Consider the following 21,262-nt stretch of genomic DNA (forward strand, 5'->3'; position numbering starts at 1 on the left):
CGCTCAGTAGGGCTGCGCTCGATCCGCCCATGCCGCACCGAGTTCGGGCGCGAGGCTTCGCGGGAAGGAGACGCGACTCGGGTCGCCGTCGGAGGTGTAGCGCAGGCCGGGGTCCTTGGCGAGCCGGTCCAGCCAGTGCGCCGAATCGAACGGAACCGCGCCGCGCCCTGACCTGATCCGCGGAATACCGGCCGGGTCGACCTGGCCGTGGGGTGATGGCGCGGGTTCGGCGCCGACAAGCATCACGGCCTCGAAAGTGTAGGGCGCGCCGTCCCATTCGCCCGCGGCGGCGAGCCGCCGGTCGGCGGGAAAGATGCCGAGCGGCAACGCCATCGTGCGCACCCGGGCGCCCGGCGTGGCCGCGGCGACGGCCCGCAGGTTCTGCACCAGTTCGCGCTGCACCCCCGCCGCGTCCAATCCGGAGAGGTTGGCGTGAGACGCGGTGTGCGCGCCGATGTCGTATCCGTGCTCGGTGAGCCAGGCCAGTGCGCGCGGGTCGTCACCGAAGGGCTCGTTGTTCACGTAGAAGGTCGCGGTCGGCCGGAAATCCGGGTGGCTGGCGCCGAATTCCTCGAGAATGCCCACCGCGCTGCCGGGCGTTGGGCGGCCGTCGCCGGTCAGCGTGAGCTGGCTGACGGTCGAATCGTCGAAGGTCAGCACGACGGGGTGGGTACCTGCGGGGATGTCGATGGCGCCCGAGATATAGGCCGCCGCCGTGACCGGGCGGTAACCCTCGCGGTACAGCCGTTCGAGTTCCGCGCGGAATTCCTCGGGCGTCTGGTCGTATTCGCCCGCCGGATTCGGCGTCACCTGGTGATACATCAGCACCGGGACGAGCCCCAGTTCGTTCGCGCCGACTGCGGCCGGGTCCACCCGCGCGGGCGCGGGCTCGGCAGGCGCCGGAGCGGAAACAGGCTCGGGTGTCGCGGATTCCGCCGTTGTCCCGCACCCAAGCAGCAGTGCGGAAGCCAGTGCCGACAGTGCCCATCGATACGCGAAGGCGCCAGTGCTCGCCATCGGCTCACCGTACGCGGGCGCCGTATCGATTCGCCGACATATGGGCGAAATGCCCGACATCGGGCGGGCCGCCGTGGATAGTAGGGGAACCTGAGGTGAAAGTTGGTGTGCGCGTTGCTCAAACGTGTTCCGGAAAGCCGCGCTCGGCGGCTCGCTGCGATCGCGGTGACCGTTGTCGGGTCGATTCTCGCCGTCGCGGTCCTGGTCACGGCTTTTCGGCCCGAGGGAGAGCGACTGGCGGTGACAGGACTACCCGCCGGTGTCGTCGGCGCCGCCGCCGCACCGGAGCTGGCGCTGCGCGTCGACGCGGCGGGCCACGACCCGAACGCCGTCCGCATGAAGCTCGACGGCTCGCCGGTGACGGGTGTGGTCGAGGGTGACGATGTCGTCTATCGCCCTGGTGTACTGCCCGACGGGACATACGAATTCACCGCCGAGATCCCCTCGGACGGCCCGCTCGGCTTCTTGCGCTCCGAACCGCGCGCCACCGTGGCCGTCACGGTGGACACGACGCCGCCCACGGTCCAGCTCGACCCGCCCCGACCGGTGCGCTCCTACCGCGAGCCGGTCACGCTGCGCGGCAGGGCGATCGGCGCGCAGCAGGTCTCGGTGGGCTCCGTCTCGGTGCCGGTCGCCGAGGACGGCGCCTTCGAGATCACCCTGCCTCGCGCGCCGAAGGGCGACGAGCTGGTCGCGGTCGACGCGGCGGGCAACGCGAGCCGAACGCCCCTCACGGCGACCGTCGAGCTGCCAAGGATCAGGGCGGTGCACGTCACCGCGCACGCGTGGTCGCACGAAGGGCTGCGCGAGGGCGTGCTCGACCTGGCCCGCTCCGGCCGCATCGACACCGTTCAGCTCGACATCAAGGACGAGGACGGCGTCGTCGGCTACGACTCGCAGGTGCCGCTGGCGCGCGAATCCGGCGCCGCCACGACGATTTACGACGCGCGTGCCGCGCTGACCCAGCTGCACGACATGGGCCTGCGGGTGATCGGCCGGATCGTGGCGTTCCGCGACCCGACGCTGGCCGAATGGGCATGGCGCGGCGGACGCACGGACTGGGTCGTGCAGAATCCCGGCGGCCAGCCGTATTCCAGCCACTACGGCGCGATCGCGTTCACCAACTTCGCGCACCCGGAGGTACGCAAGTACAACATCGATCTCGCCGTCGAAGCGGCCGCGCTCGGCTTCGACGAGATCATGTACGACTACATCCGCCGCCCGGACGGCAGCCTGTCGAGCATGGCGTTCCCCGGGGCGACGGTGGACCCGATCGTCTCCATCGCGGAGTTCCTGCGCGAGAGCCTGGACCCGGTGCACGACGCGGGAGCCTTCCAGAGCGCGGCGGTGTTCGGCATCGCCGTCACCCGTCCCGACCAGATCGCCCAGGACATCCCGATGATGGCCGCGCACTTGGACTACGTGGCGCCGATGGTCTATCCCTCGCACTGGAACTCCGGCGAATACGGCGTCGCGAACCCGAACGGGCAGCCCTACGACATCGTGCTTCGCTCGCTGCAAGACTTCCGGCGGGTCACCGAGGGCACCGGCGCGAAGGTGGTGCCGTGGTTGCAGGACTTCAGCCTCGGTGTCACCTACGGCCACGCCGAGGTGCAGGCCCAGATCGACGCGACCGCGGCCGCTGAGATCGACAGTTGGGTGCTGTGGAGTCCCGTTGTGCGGTACCACCTCTGAAGCACCGGACCAAGTCTGTGGGATGCCCGCGCACACCGGAGCGCGGGCGAAGATACGGCGGGACCACAGTATTGCGCGTCCTGCGCGGAACCATTGTCGCGACGACCCCTGCCCGGCGATAGTGCTTGCACGTTCGATTCGCCGCACACGCAGGAGGTCCGCATGGGTGAGGTCGGTCCCCGGCTGATCCGCCGCCGCACGGTGGATCTCATGCGCGTCCCGCACGGAGTCTGTCGCCGCTGAACGGTGGCGGCCGTGCCACGCCTTCGACCAGGTAGCCCTTCCCAGCTCACCTGCCGTACCGGCATGCCCATTTCCGGGCGGTGGGCGCATTCAGCGAAAGAACCGAAAGATGTTGTCCCTGAATCGACGACCGCGGGTGATCCGCGCGCTCGCCGCCGCCTTCGCGATCCCCACCGCCGTGGCGGTCCTGGCCGGGTGCGGCTCGTCCGAACCCGCCACCACCGCCGACGGCAAGACCGTGCTCCGCTATCAGGGGACCACCGGCCAGGTCTCGGCCTTCGAATTGGCCGCCGACCTCGGCTACTTCTCGGAGATCGCGCTGCGCTGGGAAGGCGACACCACCAGCGGGCCCGCCAATATCCAGGCCGCGGCCACCAAGCAGATCGAATTCGGCAGCGCGTTCAACGGCGCCGTCGTGAAGCTGGTGTCCGGCGGCGCCCAGGTCACCTCGGTCCTGAGTTCCTATGGCGCCGACGAGCTCTCGTACACGGGCTACTTCGTCCGCGACGACTCCGGCATCGCCTCGGCACGGGACCTGATCGGTAAGAAGGTCGGGATCAACACCCTCGGCGCGCACCACGAGTTCGTCACCCGCGAGTGGCTGCACCGGCAGGGCCTGAGTGAGCAGGAGATCGACCAGGTCGAGCTCGTGGTGGTGCCGCCGGTGAACACCGAGGAGGCGCTGCGCAACCGGCAGATCGACGTCGCCGCGCTCGGCGGGGTGTTCCGCGAGACCGCCGTCGAACGCGGCGGCATCCACCCGCTCTTCACCGACAAGGCGATCTTCGGCGAGTTCGACTACGGCACTTACGTCTTCCGCAACGACTACATCGAGCAGCATCCGGCCGCGGTCCGCGATTTCGTCCAGGGCACGGCACGCGCCACCCGCTGGCTCCAGGTGACACCGCGCGACGAGGTGCTCGCGCGCTTCGAGTCCATCATCAACCGGCGCGGGCGCAACGAGAACACCCAGTTGCTGAAGTACTGGCGCAGCCCAGGCATTCCGGTTCCGGGCGCGGCGATCGCGGAGCAGGAACTCCAGATCTGGATCGACTGGCTGGTCCGCAACGGCGACCTGTCCGAGGGCGAGCTGTCGGCGAAGGACCTGTTCACCAACAAGGACAACCCCTACGCCAACGGGACCTACGGACCGACGACCGGCCCGACCGGAGAGGTGATCGCGAAATGACGGGCACAGCGGTGAAATTGCGCCTCGAAGGAGTGCGCAAGCAGTTCGCGGTCCGCGGCTCGCAGGAGCAGTTCACCGCGCTCGCGGACATCTCGCTCGACCTGCGCGAGGGCGAGTTCCTCGTCCTGGTCGGTCCCAGCGGCTCGGGCAAGTCGACGCTGCTGGATCTGCTCGGCGGGCTGAGCAAGCCGACCGAGGGCCGACTCCTGCTGGACGGCAAGCCGATCACCAAGCCCGGTCTGGATCGCGGCATCGTGTTCCAGCAGTACGCGCTGTTGCCCTGGCGCACCGCGCGGGCGAACATCGAGTTCGGGCTGGAGGCGAAGGGACTGCGCAAACCGCAGCGCCGGGAGTTGGCCGACCACTACCTGGAACTGGTCGGGTTGGCGGGCTTCGGCGACCGCTATCCGCACGAGTTGTCCGGCGGCATGAAACAGCGCGTCGCCATCGCCCGCAGCCTCGCCTTCGACCCCGAGGTGCTGCTGATGGACGAGCCGTTCGCCGCGCTGGACGCGCAGACCCGAGAGTCGTTGCAGGACGAGCTGTTACGCATCTGGAAGGCGACCGGCAAGACGATCCTGTTCATCACGCACGGCATCGACGAGGCGGTCTACCTCGGGCAGCGAGTCGCGGTGCTGACCTCGCGACCGGGGCGGGTCAAGTCGATTCTCGAGATCGATATCGACCGCGCGTCCGGCGCGGACATCCGCTCCGGCGAGCGTTTCCGCGAATATCGGCACGCGATCTGGGAGCAGTTGCGGACCGAAGTGAGTCGCGCGCAAGGACTCGAACGCGCGGAGATCGGCTCCGCGGGCAACGACAGGAGGCACGCCCATGACTAGCGCAGTGCAGGTGCTGGAGAAGTCCGCCGCGCCAGCGGAATTCGAGACGGCCGCGCCAGTGGTCGAGCGGCAGTCGTCCCGGCTGCTCGCCCCGGCACTTCGGCTCGCCTGGCGGGTGCTGAAGCCGACCGTGGTCATCGCGCTGTTCCTGGCGCTGTGGGAGACCGCGCCGCGGCTCGGGCTGGTCGACGAGGTGTTCCTGCCGCGTTTCTCGGTGGTGGCGCGGGCATTCGCCGAGCTGGTGGCGAGCGGCGAGATGTGGGAGCACGTGTCCACCAGCCTGACCCGCTCGCTCATCGGCTTCACCCTCGCGCTGCTCGTCGCCATCCCGGTCGGCATCGGCATCGCCTGGTACAAGCCGGTGGCCGACTTCCTGAATCCGATCCTGGAACTGTTCCGCAACACCGCCGCGCTGGCGCTGCTTCCGGTGTTCGTCCTGATCCTCGGCATCGGGGAGACCTCGAAGGTCGCGCTGGTGCTCTACGCGAGCTTCTTCCCGATCCTGCTGAACACCATCACCGGCGTGCGCACGGTGGATCCACTGTTGATCAAATCGGCGGTCTCCCTCGGCTTCGGCCCGCTGCGGCTGTTCCAGAAGGTAGTGCTGCCCGCAGCGGTCCCGTCGATCTTCACCGGCGTCCGAATGGCGGCTGCGTCCTCGATCCTGGTGCTCATCGCCGCCGAGATGGTCGGCGCGCGAGCGGGACTCGGCTACCTGATCACCGCGGCGCAGCAGAACTTCCAGATCCCCGACATGTACGCGGGCATCCTCGCCATCTCGCTGCTCGGCCTGACCTTCAACGGGATCCTCGTCGCCCTCGAACGCCGTTTCTCCCGGTGGCGCAACCACTCCTGATCCGCGTCGGCCACCGCGAGGATGTCCGGCCGTAGCCGCGCACCGAGGCGCCGGGGCGCGCACAGTGGTGCTCGAGCCACGAACCGATCGCGAGGCCGTCGGCGAACGAGCCATGCTCGGCGATTCGCCTGAAGCCCCGGGACCGCCTGAGGTCCACAGTCGACCGCTGGACTACGTAGCGGCGGGCGAGGTTCGGAGCGGATGGACGCCGGACTAGAGCAGCCGGTGCTGTCGCAGATCGCTCACGTACTTCTCGATCAGCGTGGGCGACAGGTGCGGGATGTCCGGCGCTTCGGGAAGTCCGAGGGACCGGACCGCGGCGCGGAAGTTCTCGGCGGGCAGCGCCGCGCCGCGCAGCGGCCGAGCCGGTCGCCGGAACGCGTGCAGCAGCGGCAGCAGGGTGTTGGCGCGCTGGTGCTCGGGGAGGGCGCGCAGGGCGGATTCGAAACGGGTGAACCAGTCGTCGTATTCGGCGATGCGGTGAATCGGGTGGCCCGCCTCGATCAGCCAGTCGACGAAGGTGTCCAGGGAGATTCCGTCGTCGTGCGGGTTGAGCACGTCGTAGGTGCGGAAGCCGTCGGTGGCCGCGGCGCCGAGCGCGGTGATGGCGGCGGCGGTGAAATCCACCGGGAGGCCGTCGTAGTGGGCGCGACGAGGCCGACCGTCGGCGTCGGTTTGGTAGAACGATCGCGGCGCGATGCCGGTGGCGAGCAGGCTGAGCAGCAGCCGGGTGAACATGTCCGGCAGGTTGAGCTGACCGGTGTATCGGCTGTGCGCCAGGATCATGTCCGAGCGGAAGACCGCCACCGGAAGTCCGAAGCGGTCGTTGGCTTCGCGCAGCAGCACTTCGCCCGCCCATTTGCTGGTGCCGTATCCGTTGGCGTAGCTGTCGTCGAGGACGCGCACGGGACTCATCTCGCGAATATCGCCGTCCTCGGCGAACTTCGACGGATCGATCTGCGCGGCGACCGCCACCGTCGACAGGTAGGTGATCGGCTTGCGACGCGTGCTGAGCGCCAGTCGGATCAGCTCGGCCGTGCCGACCACGTTGGGGCCGAACAACTGCCGGTACGGCAGGACGTGATTGACCAGCGCCGCCGGATGCACGATCAGATCGACCTCGGCGGCGAGCCGACGCCAAGTCGCCTCGTCCACACCGAGGTTCGGCTCACCGATATCGCCGGCGAGGACATCGAGGCTGCTGTCGGCCAGTTCGTGAAAGCGGTCGAGCAGGTCGGCGTCGCCGGTGTCGAAGGACTCCTCGAGCCGTTTGCGTGCGGCGGACGCGTCGGCGCCACGAACCAGGCAGATCAGCTGTCCCCCTGAGCTGTTCAGCCGTTCCAGCCATTCCAGGCAGAGGAACCGGCCGAGGTAGCCGTTGGCGCCCGTGAGCAACACCGTCCGGGGCGGACCCGCCGCCAGGGGTAGACCCGTCGCGGCGGCCAGTGTCGCAGGATCCACAAAAGCTTCCAGGGACAACTGAGCGGCGGTGACACGCAAGCTTTCTCCGTGCACGGAGGTGAATGTCGGCCGGTGCCCCTCGGTTTCGCGTGCGGCGTCGATGTAGTCGGCGAGCCCGCGCAGGTCGTTCGCCGGACTGGTGACCACGCCCACCGGCACCTCGACACCGAAGATGTCGCCGAGCAGATTCGACAGGGAAAGGGCCGACAGCGAGTCGCCGCCGAGATCGGTGAAATGCGCGTCGGGACGGATGTCCGCGCCCGCGCAGCCGAGCAGAGCGCGGGTCGCCCGTCCGACGATCTCCAGCACCGGCCGCGTACCCGCCTCGTGGCGCAGGGCGAGGAGTTCGTCGTTCTGAGCCGCGGCGAGGTTGGCGTACAACTGCTCCAGTCGCGCGCCGTAGCGCTGCTTCAGCTTGGGGCGCAACAGCTTTCCGATGCCGGAGAGCAGTCCGTTCGCCGCGCTGAACGGCTCGGTCTCGATCAGGAAGTCGCGCGGGATCTCATAGGAGTTCAGCTGCGCGTCCTTGGCGACCTGTTGCAGCGATTCGCTCAGCGCCGCGGCCAGTTCCGCGCCTTCCCACCGGTTCAGCGCTTCGTCGGTGGGCACGATCACCGCGAGCAGATAGGCGCGTTCGCTGCTGCCGTGCACGAAGATCTGCCGCACCAGCGGACTGCCCGCGAACACGGCCTCCAGCTTGGCGACCGTCACGAATTCGCCCTGGGACAGCTTCAGCACATTGTTGCGGCGGTCCACGTAGACCAGACGGTCCGGGCCGAGTTCGGCGACGATGTCGCCGGTGCGGTAGAAGCCGTCCTCGTCGAAGATCTCGGCGTCCAGATCGGGCCGCTTGTAGTATCCGGAGATCATCGCGGTCGTCTTCAGCAGCAGCTCGCCGCGCGGGTGCGGCGAATCGGTCCGGAAATAGCCGAGTTCCGGGACGTCGACGAGCTTGTAGTCCAGCACCGGCGGCCTGCGCACCAGGGTGTCGATCACCAGCCCGCCGCCCGCCTCGGTGGAGCCGTAGCCGTCGTGCAGGTCCAGGTCGAGCACGGACTCCACGAAGGCCTTCATCTCGGCGGCGAGCGGGGCGCTGCCGCAGATCGCGGTCATGTAGCGACCACCGAAGAAGTCTTGCCGCAGTTCGCTTTTGACCTCCTCCACGAGTTCGGCGGACGCGACGCCGCCCCCGGCCCTGCGGTCGAGTTCGCTCTGGTACCGCTGAAAGACCATGTCGCACACGCGCGGCACGAAGAACAACTCGGTCGGCCGCACCAGCGCGATGTCCTCGAACAGCGTCGACATGTCGCTCGCCGCGGCGAAATACGCCGTGCCGCCGCGGGTGAGCACGCCGTGCAGCGTCATCCGGCCCGCCACGTGACTCATCGGCATGTAGTTGAGGTTGATCGCCGCGACCAATGGCTGGGCCAGCCACATCGCGGTCACCAAACTGCCGGTGTACATGGCGCCCTTCGGCGTTCCGGTGCTGCCGGAGGTGTAGATGAGCAGGGTCAGCGGATCGTCGTCGGGATCGTGCAGGGGCGCGGGCGCGTGTCCGCGGCCGCGGTCGATGACGTCGTCGAGGGTGTCGATCACGATCGGGGCGGCCGCCAGTCGGCGGCGGGCCGATGCCAGCGCCGCGCGCTGATCATCGGCGCCGGGGTGGTAGTCGAAGACGATCAAACGATCCGGAACATGGCCGGCGAGCACGCAGTCCACCGCGTGGTCGAGCAGATCCAGGCTGGTGGCGAGAATCCGCGGCGCGGTCTCGGCGAGGATGGGGCGCAGCTGCGCGACGGGCGCACTGGCTTGCAAGGGCACCGCGACGGCGCCGACGTGCAGGCAGGCCAGATCCAGGATGGTGTACTCGGCGCTGGTGAAGCCGAGGACGGCGACGAAATCGCCCGCGCGCAAGCCGATCTCGTGCTGCCAGTCGGCGGCCACCACGCCGACGCGCGCCCACACCTCGCCGTAGGTGATGGTGTCGAAGCTCGGCAGCAGACGCGTCGTCCGGCGGCCGGTCCGCGGGTCGGTGGTCAGCTCCACCGCGCGCTGACCGAGCGCGGGCCGATCGGCGTAGCCGGTCATGAGGGTTTCGACGATGCGCGGTAACCGCATCCCCGGCTGCCGGATCGCCGCGCTGATCTCCGCGCTCGGTTTCGCGTCCCGGATCTGCCGGTGCTCGGCGTACAACCGCGCGATTCGCTCGGTCTGTCGCGCGGCCCGCACTACGTCCGCCATAGGTACGCCTCCACGATGAGTCACCTGGTCTCTCATCGTCACGTTAGCTCACCTAAGGATTTCGGTCACGAGGTTCCACGGCACCGGAAACCGCCGCGTCCCTCCCGACCGCTCAGAGCGGGGTGACGCGAGCGACCGCGCGCGCTTCGTCGCCCACGGCGAGCCAGGCGTCCAAAGTGTCGCCTGCTCGACGGCCGATCACCCGAACCTCGTCGCGCGACTCGAGCGGCTTGGCGTACTCGATGATCACCCGGTGCGCGGCCGAGATCAGCTCGCCGTGTCCGGCCAACAGCTCCTCGAGCGCACCGAGGTAGACGGCGTTGTTCACGTGATCGAGCACGTCGATGTCGGCCACCCGAAGCGGGAAGGGCAGCACCTCCACATCGGCCGCCGCCACGTCCGGCATCGGCTCGGTGAGCGCGGCCCGCCAGCGCAGGCGATGCTCGGTGGTGCTGGCCAGCATCGGCGCCATGAAGCGGTCGCTCATCCTGGTCGGCACGCCGCTCTCGATGCCGAAGTGGATCAGGAAGGCCTCGGTCTCGATCAGACCGCCCGCGCTGCCGCAGATCTGCACGCGCATGTTGCACCAGCGGTTCGACAGCGCCGAGCACCAGCGGTGCAGGGTGACCCGCTCGCCCCACACCACCGGCTTCAGCACGTCGATCACCGTGCGGCGCACCACCCAGCCGCGGTGGGTATCGCCGTCCTCCACCGCGTCGAGGTGTTCGAAGCCGATGTCCTGCAGGTAGCGGGCGACGGCGTCGAGGCGAAGTCGCTGTTGCCTGTCGGTATCGGCGAGACGGACCGGCCATCCCGTCCGAAAGGGGGTCCCGATGGGCGGACGTTCCGGCAGCGAGCTGGGAATGACCATGGTCGGATGATGCCAGGCGGAGGCCGATCGGCCCGTCCGGCACTCCGGTCAGCCCAGTCTGGACTCCGGAATCGCGCACGCCATGCCCTCGGCCATGCCGGTGGGCCGCACACCGAGCGCCTGGTTGAGCCTGGCGCGCTGGTTCTCCCAGGCGATGGCGGCGGCCAGCTCGGCGAGCTGCGCCTTGGTGAGATGGTTCAGCAGTCGCTCGCGCAGTTCGTCCAGGTCGATCGCGGGCGTCGCGGTGACGGCCTCGGCGTAGGCGATGACCAGTTTCTCCAGTTCGGTGTAGGCGTCGCTGGTCCGGTAGCGCGGCAGATCGGTGATCTGCCGCTCGGTGAGCCCGCTGGTCTGCGCGATGGCCGAGCCGATGTCGAGACAGAACTCGCAGTTCACCAGACCCGCGGTCTTCAGCTCGGCCAGGTCTTTGAGACGTGGGTCGAGGCGGTTGGCGAAAATCGACATCGTCTCGTAGAACGCCGTGCTCGCCAGCAGCTGCGGCCTGCGCGCCAGCCAGCCGACCAGATCCATGCGATGGCGCTTGGCCCGTCGCATCGCCCGCGCATGGTTTCGAATACGCTCTACCGCTCGCATCGTTCGGCCTCCCCTGAGCTCGTGACGAGTTGTTGCCGCCATCCTACGCCCAAAACGACAGCCTGTAGTAGATATTCGGCTACGTGCGCGCGCTCTTGCCCGCCTCGAGGATCGCGGCCAGATCGGCCGGGATCGGCATGGGCTGGAAGATGCCGACGGTGGCGCGACCGGTATTGCCGATCGGCACCCTGCCGAGCGACGAGGCGAGACCCGCGCCCGACAGCCGGACCACCTGCCCCAGCGCCTCCTTCCTGTCGCGGCACCGCAGCGCCAGCTTCAGCATGTGCCAGTGCGAGCGGGTGTGCGGCCACGGCCACGGCTGGGACAGAATGTGCGCGCGTTCCAACGCGCGCCACATGTCGTCGAGATCTGTTGCGGCGCTTGCCGAACGCAGTTCGTCCTCGAAGGCGGTGCGGACGGTGGGCGGCATCGGAGCCACGGTTTCCTCCTGGGATGGCGGGAATGTCTCGTCATCGAGCGTCGCCGATCCGCCGGGCCGGAGTCTTGAACAAACCTGCTGCTTGACTCTCCCACCGTGGCAGGTCGTTGGCTGGGGCCCATGCACCCCTACATCGGCTCCGGTCCCTACTGCTACAGCAACTCCCTCGCCATGCTGCTCGGTGCGGACGCACCGCCGGTCGGGGTCATCGAAACGCTGACCGGAGCGCCGTTCGGCGCGCAGGTGGAGGGCGAACGACCGTACTTCGATCCGGTCGGCTGGCACCCGGAGATCGGCTTGGACGCGGCGATCGATCTGTTGGGATGGCGGTGCGCGCGCACCAACGGCGGGTCAGCCGCCGAGGCCGTGGACCGGTTGCGTGTCGCGCTCGACCACGGCCCTGTTCTGCTGGGTCCGCTCGACATGGGGTTGCTGAGTTATCGACCCGGCTCAGGCGTGGCCATCGGCGCGGACCACTACGTCGTGGCGCTCGCCATGGAGGCGGATGTCGTTGTCCTGCACGATCCTCAGGGTCATCCGTACGCGACGTTGCCCGTCGCCGATCTCGCGGCGGCGTGGCGAGCCGACGAGATCGCCTACGCCGACGCGCCTTTCGTCATGCGGTCGGAATTCGTGCGGGCCCGTGCGGTTTCGGTCGACGAGGCACTCGAGGCCGCCATGCCGAGAGCGGTCCGCTGGCTGACCGGCGCGCCGGAATCCACGGAGCGAATCGCGGAGTTGGTCGACGCGGGACTCACGCCCGACGCGCGAGATCTGCTGGGAGTCTTCGGTATACGTCTGGGCGCGCGCCGCCTGGCCGACGCCGCGACGAGCCTGTCCAGGGTGGGCCGACATCGGGCGGCACACATCGCCGCCGAACAGTCACGCGTCATCGGCGGACTCCAGCAGCCGCTGATCACCGGCAACGACACCGAACTCGCAACACAACTCCGCCGCCTCGCCCCCGGCTACGAACACCTCCGATCAGCGCTGAGCGACTGATCCCCGCTTGCGCGGCTCACCTTCCACACACCTTTCACACGCCTCACATAGGCGATGGCTATGTGAGGCGTGTGAAAGGTGTGTGCCATCGAAACACCACCACCTTTCGCACTGCTCAGCGGGATTGCAACGATGCGCGTCGTGATGCGGGGGCTGTCAGTGGAGTGCGCCTCGCCAGTCCAGGTCACCGAATTGGGAAGGGGGAGCGCCGAACATGGCGCGGCAGACGCGGGTCAGGTGTGCGCTGTCGGCGAAGCCCGCTCCGTGCGCGACCTCGGTGAGTGTGTGGCCCGCGGCGAGCAGTTCGACGGCGCGCTGCACACGGAGCCAGCGCAGGTAAGGGCGGAACGGCAAGCCGAGTTCGGCCGAGAAGACATGCGCCAGACGGCTTTCCGACAGATGGACGGCGCGAGCCAAGTCGGCCAACCGAACCGGTCCCTCGGCGATTCGCTCCGGCAACAACCGCAGCACCTCCGCCACCGCCGGATGGCGCACCCCCTCGCCCGCGCCGACACGCAACCACTCCGCCTCCGACCCCGACTCGAGCGCCGCCCGCACCCAACCGACGAAGGCGGCCGCTTCCTCGGTCAGCGGCACCCGCGACAGTCCACCAGCGTCCGCCTCGCCGGAGGACGCCTCACCAATCCTCGCCTCACCGGACGACGGATCACCAGCACCCACCTCACCCGACGACGGCTCACCAGCAGCCACCTCGCCCGACGAAAGCTCACCGGTACCCGCCTCACCCGACGACAGCTCACGAGCGCCGCACTCACCGGGTGACCGTTCACCCGCATCCGGTTCGCCGGGCCAGCAACCGGCCACATGCCGCACCGCATCCGACCCGACCTCGCCGAGCCGCGAAGCGCCAGCAGCCGATTCGCCAGATGACACTTCACCAGATCCCCGCGGCGACACCTCCGCACCAGCACCCGCCTCACCGGGTGACCGTCCACCCCCATCCGGTTCACCGGGCCAGCAACCGGCCACATGCCGCACCGCATCCGACCCGACCTCGCCGAGCCGCGAAGCGCCAGCGACCGATTCGCCAGGTGACGCTTCACCAGTTCGCTGTGGTGACGCGCCCGCACCGGCACTCGGTTCACTGAGCGACCGTTCGGCAGCAGCTGATTCGGCGGGCAAGGGTTCGCCTGAGCACTGCTCGGGCCGTAACCAGGGTGCGGCGAAGTCCAACCCCAACTCCACTGCCGCGCGAGCCCATCCGCGCACCGACTCGCGCGGCCGCGCCACCGCCGTCCACCGCGCACCCGGTGCCGACTCCGGATCCAGGTGCACCACCGCTCCATGCGGCGCACCGCGGATCACCGCGTGGGCGACGTCAGGCGGAACCACCGCCGCGCGGCAGACCACCTGCTCCCCCGTGGCGTCGGCGAGCACCATGTTCGCGTCGGAGACGATGATCTGCACGGAGTGGTGCGCGTGCAAAGCGGCGGTGCCGATCCGGCCGACGATCACCAGTCGCCCAGGGCTGAGCGCGGCAATGCCCCGCCAGCGCCGTGTATCACCGCCGTCCGCCATCTCCCCGGAGTCACCCGCGTCCACTCACCGACCGTACGGGACCGACGGCGCGATCCGTACGGTCGACGTTCAAGTGGCCCGTACGCTCGGCGCCCACGCAACCCGCGCACACGGCGCCCACACGACCCGCGCACACGGCGCCCACACGACCCGCACACTCAGCGCCCACACGACCCGTGCGCTCGGCAGTCACGCAAGCCGCACACTCGGCGATCAAGCGACCCCGCTCGGCGCCCACACCTGCGCACTCGGCGTCCGCGCGATCGGCGCCCACGCAACCCGCACACTCGGCAGCCACACAACCCGCACACACGGCGCCCACCCGACCCACACGCTCAGCGATCAAGCGACCCGCGCACTCAACGCCCACGCAACCCGCACACTCGGCGCCCACACGACCCGCACGCTCGGCAGTCACGCAGCCCGCACGCTCGGCGATCAAGCGACCCCGCTCGGCGCCCACACCCCCACGCTCGACGCCCACGCAACCCGCACACACTCGGCGTCCGCGCGACCCGTACGGTCGGCGCCCACGCAACCCGGACACTCGGCGCCCACACGACCCGCACACTCGACCCGCACACTCAGCGCCCACACGACCCGCACACTCAGCGCCCACGCGAGCAGCGCCCGTCGGAGCGGCATTCGCAGAGAAGCCGAGCAGGCTACGCGCTCGCCGTGACACCTATGCCACGGGCCCCGGGTGGACGACGTCCTCCCGGGGCCCGCGACATTCCGCCTATTTCCTCCGCTCGCGCTTCTCCCGCACGCGCACCGAGATCCGCACCGGCGACCCGTCGAAACCGAATTCCTCGCGCAGGCGGCGTTCCAGGAAGCGACGGTAGCCCGCCTCCAGGAAGCCGGTGGTGAACAGCACGAAGGTCGGCGGCCGGGTGGAGGCCTGCGTCGCGAACAGGATGCGCGGCAGCCGACCGCCGCGCATCGGCGGCGGCGTCGCGGCGACGACTTCCTTGAGCCAGGTGTTCAGCCGGCCGGTGGGAATGCGTTTGTCCCAGGATTCCAGCGCGGTCTCCATGGCGGGCACCAGCTTCTGCACGGCGCGGCCGGTGTGCGCGGAGATGTTGACGCGCTGGGCCCACGGCACGCGCACCAGTTCGCGGTCGACTTCCTTCTCCAGCTGGAGGCGGCGGTCCTCGTCGACCAGGTCCCACTTGTTGAAGGCGAGCACCAGCGCCCGTCCGGAGTCGGCGACCAGGCTGATCACCCGCAGGTCCTGCTCGGTGATCGGCTGCGAGGCATCGATCAGCATGATCGCCACCTCGGAGGCCTCCAGCGCCGACTTGGTGCGCAGCGAGGCGTAGAACTCGGTGCCGCTGGCGTTGGAGACCTTCCGGCGCAGGCCCGCGGTGTCGACGAACTTCCAGATCTTGCCGCCCAGTTCGACGAGCGAGTCGACCGGGTCGACGGTGGTGCCCGCCACATCGTGCACCACCGAGCGCTCCTCGTCGGAGAGCTTGTTGAGCAGGCTGGACTTGCCGACATTGGGCTTGCCGACCAACGCGACGCGGCGCGGTCCTGCGCCGCCGGTGCCCTCGCGCGGCGTCTCGGGCAGCACATTGAGCACGTCGTCGAGCAGGTCGCCGGTGCCTCGGCCGTGCGCGGCCGAGACCATGCGCGGCTCACCGAGCCCGAGCGACCACAGCGTCGCGGCCTCGGACTCGACGCGCTGGTCGTCGACCTTGTTGGCGACCAGGATGACCGGGATCTTCGACCGGCGCAGCTTCTTCACCGCGGCCTCGTCGGTCGCGGTCGCGCCGACGGTCGCGTCGACCACGAGGAGGATCGCGTCGGCGGTCGCCATGGCCACCTCGGCCTGACGCGCGACATGCTGTTGCAGGCCCTTGGCGTCGGGCTCCCAGCCGCCGGTGTCCTGCACCAGGAATCGCCGGCCGGCCCAGCTCGCCTCGTAGGAGATGCGGTCGCGGGTGACGCCGGGGATGTCCTCGACGACCGCCTCGCGGCGGCCGAGGATCCGGTTCACCAGCGTGGACTTGCCCACGTTCGGACGCCCGACCACCGCGAGCGTCGGCATGGCGAGATGCTCCTCGCCCTCCTGCTCACCCTCGAGATCGGCGATCTCCCAGTCGGTTTCGTCGCTCCATACGCCGTCACCGGCCAGTACGTCCTCGGTCACCGATTCCCTCCCGTTGTCGAAATCTGCTGCGCGACAACGCGGTACAGCTCGTCGATGACCTCGTCCATGTTCAGCTCGCTGGTGTCCACGAGCACCGCGTCCGCGGCGGGACGCAGCGGGGACACCTTGCGGGTGGAGTCGAGGTTGTCGCGACGCTGCACGTCGGCGAGCACGGCCGCGTAGTCGTCGCCGCGGCCTTCCCGGATGTTCTGCTGGTTGCGCCGTTCGGCGCGCGCCTCCGCGGAGGCGGTCAGATAGATCTTGGCGTCCGCGTCGGGCAGCACGACGGTGCCGATGTCGCGGCCCTCCACGACGATGCGCTGCGCCGTCGCGGTGATCTCGCGCTGCAACGCGACGAGCAGCTCGCGCACCTCGGCCACCGCGGACACGGCCGAGACCGCCTTGGTGACGGCGTCGCCGCGGATCTCGGCGGAAACGTCCTCGCCGTCGAGTTCGATCACCTCCTGGCTGGGATCGGTGCCGATCGTCAACGGCAGCTCCTTGACCGCGGCGCCGATCGCCGCGCTGTCGGTGAGCTCGATGCCCGTCCGCAGCACCCGCAGGGTGGCGACACGGTACATGGCGCCGGTGTCGAGGTAGCGGGCGCCGAGCCGGGTGGCGAGGCGCCGGGAGACGCTGGACTTACCGGTGCCCGAAGGCCCGTCCATGGCGACCACCAGCGGAGCCTGCCCGGCCAGCGCGCCGGGAACCTCGACCGGAATCTCCACACCGTTCACAACGACACCGCCTCGTAGAGTTTGCCGATTTCATCGCGACCGAGGACACGCAGCGTGCCCGGCCGTTGATCGCCCAGCGCCACCGGGCCGATATGGGTGCGCACCAGCCGGGTCACCGGATGGCCGACCGCGTCGAGCAGACGGCGCACGATGTGCTTGCGCCCTTCGTGCAACACGATCTTCACCAGCGAGCGTCCCTCGCCGAGTTCGAGCACCTGGAAGCGGTCCACCTTGGCCGGGCCGTCCTCGAGCTCGACGCCGTCGCGCAGCCGCTTGCCGATGATCTTGTTGTTGACCTCGCCGTTGACGGTCGCGAGGTAGGTCTTGGACACCTCGAAGGAGGGGTGCATGAGCCGGTGCGCCAGGTCGCCGTCGTTGGTCAGCAGCAGCAGGCCCTCGGTGTCGGCGTCCAGCCGTCCGACGTGGAACAGCCGCTGTCCGGCCGCGATCCGCTCGGCGACGATATCGCCGACGCAGGGCCTGCCGAGATCGTCGGACATGGTGGACTGCCAGCCCTTGGGCTTGTTGAGGGCGACGTGCACGAGTTCGTCGCGGACAACGACGCGGGTTCCGTCGACCCGGACCACCGCCGTCTGCGGGTCGATGCGCAGGCCTTGCTCGCGCACGATCGCGCCGTCGACCTCGACCCGGCCCTGGTCGATCATCTCCTCGGCCGCGCGCCGCGAAGCCACGCCCGCCTTGGCGAGCACCTTCTGCAACCGCTCGCCCTCGCCCCACGGCAGCTTGACGGGGCCATCGGTGTGCGCGGGCTCGACGTTCTGGCGGCGGGCCGGCTTGGCGTTGCTCAGCAGCGGCTGCGCCGGGATCTGGCGCTGCGGCTTGGGATTCTTCGACTTGCGTGCGGCCGGAGTCTTGGACCCGGTTTGGCCCCACGAGGACCGCTGGGCCGAAGCGCCATGGCCGGAGCCGCCGCGATCGAAGCCGCGCTGGGCCGAACCGCCGTGGGCGGAACCACGCTGGGCCGAACCCCCTTGCGCGGAACCACGCTGAGCCGAACCGCCGCGCTGGGGCGAATTACGCTGGCCCGAGCCGCCCTGGCCCGAGCCCCGCTGGAATTCACCGCCCCTGCTCGCACCGCCGGCGCCGCGGCGCGCACCGCCGCTCTCGTCCGACCCCCACGGCGTGGCAGCGCGGGAGGTGCCTCCCCGCTGGGCGGCCCTCGCGCCGCGAGCGCCTACGTTGCGGCTCGCGCCGCCCCTGGCGGGCTGGCCGCTTGTCTTCCTGCGATCCGGTGTGCCATCTCGGCGAGCGGAAGTATTCATCTGTCCTGTCAATCCTCGGTGCCGAGATCCAGGTCGGCCTCGGCGGGTTTCTTCAGCCTGGTGTAACGGGGGTCCGTGTCCAGGCTCTCGTTGATCTCATCGATCAGGTCGACGCCCGGGAGCAGGGGCGCCAGCGGTGGCAAGTCGGACAGCGAGGCAAGTCCGATCCGTTCCAGGAACAGTTCGGTCGTGCAGTACTGCGTGCCGTTCGTCTCCGGGTCGACCCCGGCCTCGGCGATCAGCCCGCGGGCGAGCAGCGTGCGCATCACGCCGTCGACGTTCACGCCGCGAACGGCGCTCACCCTGGTCCTGGTCACCGGTTGGCGGTAGGCCACCACCGCCAATGTCTCCAACGCCGCCCGCGTCAATTTGGTCCTGGCGCCGTCGAGCAGTACGCGCTCCACATACGGTGCGTACTCGCTGCGAGTATAGAAGCGCCACCCGTCGCCGACGAAACGCAGATCGATGCCGCTGCCGCGCGCGGTCAGCTCCGCCGACATCGCGCGCAAGACCGCATCCACCCGTTCGGTGGTGTCGTCCAGGGCCGCGGCCAGCTGTTCTACCGGGGCGGGAGCGTCGACGACGAGCAGCATCGCCTCGAGCGCGGAGCGGAATTCGGCGTCGTCGAGGGTCTCGGGGGTGAACCCCGCCACTGCTTCCGTGCGAGCGGCGCCCGACGTGTTTTCCGCCACGTCCGGTACTCGCACCACCGCATCCGCCGCGCTCGTCGCCGCCCCGGGCGCTCCGGTGTTCTCGGTATCCGCCGCACTCGCCTGGAAACTCGGTGCTGCGGTGTCCTCGGTGTCGGCAACGGCCAAGTCGCCGTCCATGGCGGCGGCTTCGTCGGCCGCAATGTTGTCGGCCGTGGTGTCGATGGTCGAGTCCGTCACCCGTAGTCCTCCTCGATCGTCACGGCCTGCGCCGGTGCTCCGTCCTCTGGGTCGCCGATCCAGCTGATCGCGAGCGGGCCGAGCGGATCGGGCTGGTCGAACTCGATGGTCTTGCCCCGGTACAGCTCGAGCAGCGCGAGGAAGCGCGCCACGATCTGCACCGGCACCTCACAGTCGGCGACCAGCTCGGCGAACGTCGTCCACCCGCCCGCGCCGCGCGCCTTCAGTCGTTCCAGCACCAGCGCGGCCTGCTCGGCGACCGAGATCGCGTGCGCGTGCAGGTGGTCCAGCCCGACCTTCGGCGTCGGGCGCGGACGGAACGCCGCGGCGGCGATATCGGCGAATCCGGCCGCGTCGACTCCCAGCGTAACCTCGGGCAGCAGGCCGGCGAACCGCTCCTCCAGGCCGACCGAGCGCGGATAGCGCCGCAGCGCGACCGCCTCCAGCTCGCCGAGCAACTCGGCGACCTGCTTGAACGCGCGGTACTGGAGCAGCCGGGCGAACAGCAGGTCGCGCGCCTCCAGCAGCTCGAGATCCTCGGCGTCGGTGACCTCACCGGAGGGCAGCAGCCGCGCGGCCTTCAGGTCGAGCAGGGTCGCGGCGACGACCAGGAATTCGGTGGTCTGATCGAGGATCTTGTCCGCGCGCAGCCCGCTCTGCTCGTTCATGCTCGCGGTCAACGCCTTGGTGTAGGCGATGAACTCGTCGGTGACCTGATGCAACGCCACCTCGGTGACGTCCAGCTTGCGCGAGCTGATCAGGGTGAGCAGCAGATCGAACGGTCCCTCGAAATTGCTGAGCTTGAGGCGGAATCCGGTTTCGGCCTGCTCGCTGGGTTCGGCATCGCCCGGCGCCGCCGGATCGCCGGACGTCGCCGAATCGCGCGGCTCCGCGGCATCGCCCGATGCCACCGCATCCCCTGATGCCGCACCTTCCCGCGGCTCACTCGAATCGCCCCGCGCTTCGACAACGTGCGGGCCGATCGTCTGCGTGGTCGTCCTCTGTCGTGCGGGGTCGGTTGCGTCGCTCACCGGCCGGACCGGTGGATGACTTCCCGCGCCATCGACCGATATGCTTCGGCACCACCGGATTTCGGCGCCCACGTGGTAATGGGTTCACCGGCCACGCTGGCGTCCGGGAAGCGGACGGTGCGCGCGATGGCCGTGTCGTAGACCAGATCGCCGAAGACCTCGACGACGCGCGCCATCACCTGGCGCGAATGTAGTAGGCGGGCATCGAACATGGTGACCACGATGCCGTACAGGCTCAGCCGCGGGTTCAGCCGGTCGCGCACCTTCTCCACGGTGTCGTTGAGCAGCGCGAGCCCGCGCAGCGAGAAGTACTCGCACTCCATCGGAATGATGACGCCGTCGGAGCAGGCCAGCGCGTTGACGGTGAGCAGGCCGAGCGAGGGTTGGCAGTCGATGAGGATGTAGTCGTAGCGGTCGCGCACGGGTTCCAGTGCGCGGCCGAGGGTCTGCTCCCTGCCGACCTCGTTGACGAGCTGGATCTCCGCGGCCGAGAGATCGATGTTGCTCGGCAGCAGGTCCATGTTCTCGACCTTGGTCCGCATCAGCACGTCGTCGATGGAGGTGCGGCTGCCGACGAGCAGGTTGTGCACCGTGAGGTCGAGATCGTGGTGGGCCACACCGAGTCCGGCCGAGAGCGCGCCCTGCGGATCCAGATCGACCAGCAGCACGCGTCGGCCGTATTCGGCAAGTGCCGCGCCGAGATTGATGGTGGAGGTCGTCTTGCCGACCCCGCCCTTCTGGTTGCACATGGCCACGATGAGCGCCTCGCCGTGCCGGGCGACCGGCGGCGGGTCGGGCACCAGGCGCAGTGGGCGTCCGGTCGGTCCCAATTCCGGGCTGTCCGGAACGGGCTCGGCCCCGCTGCCCCACAGCGTTTCCGCCGCGGCGTCCGAGTACCCGTCCGACCGGGGCCCCGTAAGCGGCTGCGCCCCAGCACCCATCGGCGGCTCCGCCGCGCCGGCTGTCGTCACGATCCGCTGCTCCTTAGACGTTCCCTGCCCGTTGCCTCGCCGAGCCTAGCGAGGCCGATCAGGCCCGACCTCGCTTTCGTACGGTCCAGCTCTCGGTAGACGCTACCGCTTGACCGCGCGAGACCCGCGCTCGGACACGCGACACCCGCGTTGCTGTCGCGATGCTCTCCCACCCCGACTCGCCGCACGTGTCGCGACCGAGCTGC

Annotated in this window: 17 protein-coding genes; 5 read left to right on the forward strand and 12 right to left on the reverse strand. The window is 69.4% G+C overall.

The window, feature by feature from the left end; all coding sequences use genetic code 11:
- Positions 1-3: 3 nt before the first annotated feature.
- Positions 4-1,017: a polysaccharide deacetylase family protein gene (locus tag CRP45_RS31750; protein ID WP_097248308.1), complete on the reverse strand. Its 1,014-nt coding sequence runs from the start codon at positions 1,015-1,017 to the stop codon at positions 4-6.
- Between the two features lie 240 nt (positions 1,018-1,257).
- Between CRP45_RS31750 and CRP45_RS31755 the strand changes: the two genes are divergently transcribed.
- The 4 genes from CRP45_RS31755 to CRP45_RS31770 all read left to right on the forward strand — a co-directional run bounded on the left by CRP45_RS31755 (position 1,258) and on the right by CRP45_RS31770 (position 5,842).
- On the forward strand, positions 1,258-2,712 hold the full coding sequence (locus CRP45_RS31755) for a putative glycoside hydrolase (RefSeq protein ID WP_245910650.1): 1,455 nt from the start codon (positions 1,258-1,260) through the stop codon (positions 2,710-2,712).
- A gap of 352 nt (positions 2,713-3,064) precedes the next feature.
- Positions 3,065-4,144: an ABC transporter substrate-binding protein gene (locus CRP45_RS31760; protein WP_097248309.1), complete on the forward strand. Its 1,080-nt coding sequence runs from the start codon at positions 3,065-3,067 to the stop codon at positions 4,142-4,144.
- On the forward strand, positions 4,141-4,986 hold the full coding sequence (locus tag CRP45_RS31765) for an ABC transporter ATP-binding protein (RefSeq protein ID WP_097248310.1): 846 nt from the start codon (positions 4,141-4,143) through the stop codon (positions 4,984-4,986). Before CRP45_RS31760 ends, CRP45_RS31765 begins: the two co-directional genes overlap by 4 nt.
- A complete protein-coding gene (locus tag CRP45_RS31770) occupies positions 4,979-5,842 on the forward strand; it encodes an ABC transporter permease (RefSeq protein ID WP_097248311.1) in 864 nt (287 codons plus the stop codon). Before CRP45_RS31765 ends, CRP45_RS31770 begins: the two co-directional genes overlap by 8 nt.
- Before the next feature lie 213 nt (positions 5,843-6,055).
- Here the strand turns inward: CRP45_RS31770 and car are convergent, their stop codons facing one another.
- From car to CRP45_RS31790, 4 genes are all read right to left on the reverse strand, one after another.
- Positions 6,056-9,544 carry a carboxylic acid reductase gene (gene car, locus CRP45_RS31775; protein ID WP_097248312.1) on the reverse strand — a complete coding sequence of 1,163 codons (3,489 nt, stop codon included), beginning with the start codon at positions 9,542-9,544 and terminating at the stop codon, positions 6,056-6,058.
- 112 nt (positions 9,545-9,656) lie between these two features.
- Positions 9,657-10,415, reverse strand: a complete 759-nt coding sequence (locus CRP45_RS31780) for an acyl-[acyl-carrier-protein] thioesterase (protein ID WP_067788227.1) — start codon at positions 10,413-10,415, stop codon at positions 9,657-9,659.
- A 48-nt stretch (positions 10,416-10,463) separates the two neighbouring features.
- A complete protein-coding gene (locus CRP45_RS31785) occupies positions 10,464-11,009 on the reverse strand; it encodes a carboxymuconolactone decarboxylase family protein (RefSeq protein ID WP_097248313.1) in 546 nt (181 codons plus the stop codon).
- Between the two features lie 79 nt (positions 11,010-11,088).
- Entirely contained in the window at positions 11,089-11,439 is a 351-nt protein-coding gene (locus tag CRP45_RS31790) for a DUF3703 domain-containing protein (RefSeq protein WP_067788333.1), read from the reverse strand.
- A gap of 105 nt (positions 11,440-11,544) precedes the next feature.
- Here CRP45_RS31790 and CRP45_RS31795 point away from each other — a divergent pair, with 105 nt between their 5' ends.
- The gene (locus CRP45_RS31795) at positions 11,545-12,450 is read left to right on the forward strand and encodes a hypothetical protein (protein ID WP_245910651.1); all 906 of its coding nucleotides are present in this window, start codon (positions 11,545-11,547) and stop codon (positions 12,448-12,450) included.
- Positions 12,451-12,606: 156 nt separating this feature from the next.
- On the opposite strand, the gene CRP45_RS34120 is transcribed toward CRP45_RS31795, so the two are convergent.
- From CRP45_RS34120 to CRP45_RS31830, 7 genes are all read right to left on the reverse strand, one after another.
- Complete coding sequence (locus tag CRP45_RS34120; protein ID WP_218841217.1) at positions 12,607-14,013, reverse strand: helix-turn-helix domain-containing protein; 1,407 nt, start codon at positions 14,011-14,013, stop codon at positions 12,607-12,609.
- A gap of 715 nt (positions 14,014-14,728) precedes the next feature.
- Positions 14,729-16,144, reverse strand: a complete 1,416-nt coding sequence (gene der / locus CRP45_RS31805) for a ribosome biogenesis GTPase Der (protein WP_097248315.1) — start codon at positions 16,142-16,144, stop codon at positions 14,729-14,731.
- Positions 16,141-16,812, reverse strand: coding sequence for a (d)CMP kinase (gene cmk / locus CRP45_RS31810; protein WP_097248362.1), 672 nt, complete (start codon positions 16,810-16,812; stop codon positions 16,141-16,143). Before cmk ends, der begins: the two co-directional genes overlap by 4 nt.
- 65 nt (positions 16,813-16,877) lie before the next feature.
- A complete protein-coding gene (locus CRP45_RS34125; protein ID WP_179831082.1) occupies positions 16,878-18,164 on the reverse strand; it encodes a pseudouridine synthase in 1,287 nt (428 codons plus the stop codon).
- A gap of 8 nt (positions 18,165-18,172) precedes the next feature.
- Positions 18,173-18,994, reverse strand: coding sequence for an SMC-Scp complex subunit ScpB (gene scpB, locus CRP45_RS31820; RefSeq protein WP_097248363.1), 822 nt, complete (start codon positions 18,992-18,994; stop codon positions 18,173-18,175).
- A gap of 56 nt (positions 18,995-19,050) precedes the next feature.
- Entirely contained in the window at positions 19,051-19,965 is a 915-nt protein-coding gene (locus tag CRP45_RS31825; RefSeq protein WP_097248316.1) for a segregation and condensation protein A, read from the reverse strand.
- A 116-nt stretch (positions 19,966-20,081) separates the two neighbouring features.
- Positions 20,082-21,026: a ParA family protein gene (locus CRP45_RS31830; protein ID WP_084483178.1), complete on the reverse strand. Its 945-nt coding sequence runs from the start codon at positions 21,024-21,026 to the stop codon at positions 20,082-20,084.
- Between the last annotated feature and the right edge of the window lie 236 nt (positions 21,027-21,262).

This window comes from Nocardia amikacinitolerans (genome assembly GCF_900215415.1).
In the GTDB taxonomy this organism is placed as follows: Bacteria; Actinomycetota; Actinomycetes; order Mycobacteriales; family Mycobacteriaceae; genus Nocardia; species Nocardia amikacinitolerans.

Coding starts and splice junctions, on each gene's coding strand:
- CRP45_RS31750 (WP_097248308.1), bottom strand. CDS start 1,017: ATGGCGAGCACTGGCGCCTTCGCGTATCGATGGGCACTGTCGGCACTG.
- CRP45_RS31760 (WP_097248309.1), top strand. CDS start 3,065: ATGTTGTCCCTGAATCGACGACCGCGGGTGATCCGCGCGCTCGCCGCC.
- CRP45_RS31765 (WP_097248310.1), top strand. CDS start 4,141: ATGACGGGCACAGCGGTGAAATTGCGCCTCGAAGGAGTGCGCAAGCAG.
- CRP45_RS31770 (WP_097248311.1), top strand. CDS start 4,979: ATGACTAGCGCAGTGCAGGTGCTGGAGAAGTCCGCCGCGCCAGCGGAA.
- car (WP_097248312.1), bottom strand. CDS start 9,544: ATGGCGGACGTAGTGCGGGCCGCGCGACAGACCGAGCGAATCGCGCGG.
- CRP45_RS31780 (WP_067788227.1), bottom strand. CDS start 10,415: ATGGTCATTCCCAGCTCGCTGCCGGAACGTCCGCCCATCGGGACCCCC.
- CRP45_RS31785 (WP_097248313.1), bottom strand. CDS start 11,009: ATGCGAGCGGTAGAGCGTATTCGAAACCATGCGCGGGCGATGCGACGG.
- CRP45_RS31790 (WP_067788333.1), bottom strand. CDS start 11,439: ATGCCGCCCACCGTCCGCACCGCCTTCGAGGACGAACTGCGTTCGGCA.
- cmk (WP_097248362.1), bottom strand. CDS start 16,812: ATGGACGGGCCTTCGGGCACCGGTAAGTCCAGCGTCTCCCGGCGCCTC.
- CRP45_RS34125 (WP_179831082.1), bottom strand. CDS start 18,164: ATGAATACTTCCGCTCGCCGAGATGGCACACCGGATCGCAGGAAGACA.
- scpB (WP_097248363.1), bottom strand. CDS start 18,994: ATGGACGGCGACTTGGCCGTTGCCGACACCGAGGACACCGCAGCACCG.
- CRP45_RS31830 (WP_084483178.1), bottom strand. CDS start 21,026: ATGGGTGCTGGGGCGCAGCCGCTTACGGGGCCCCGGTCGGACGGGTAC.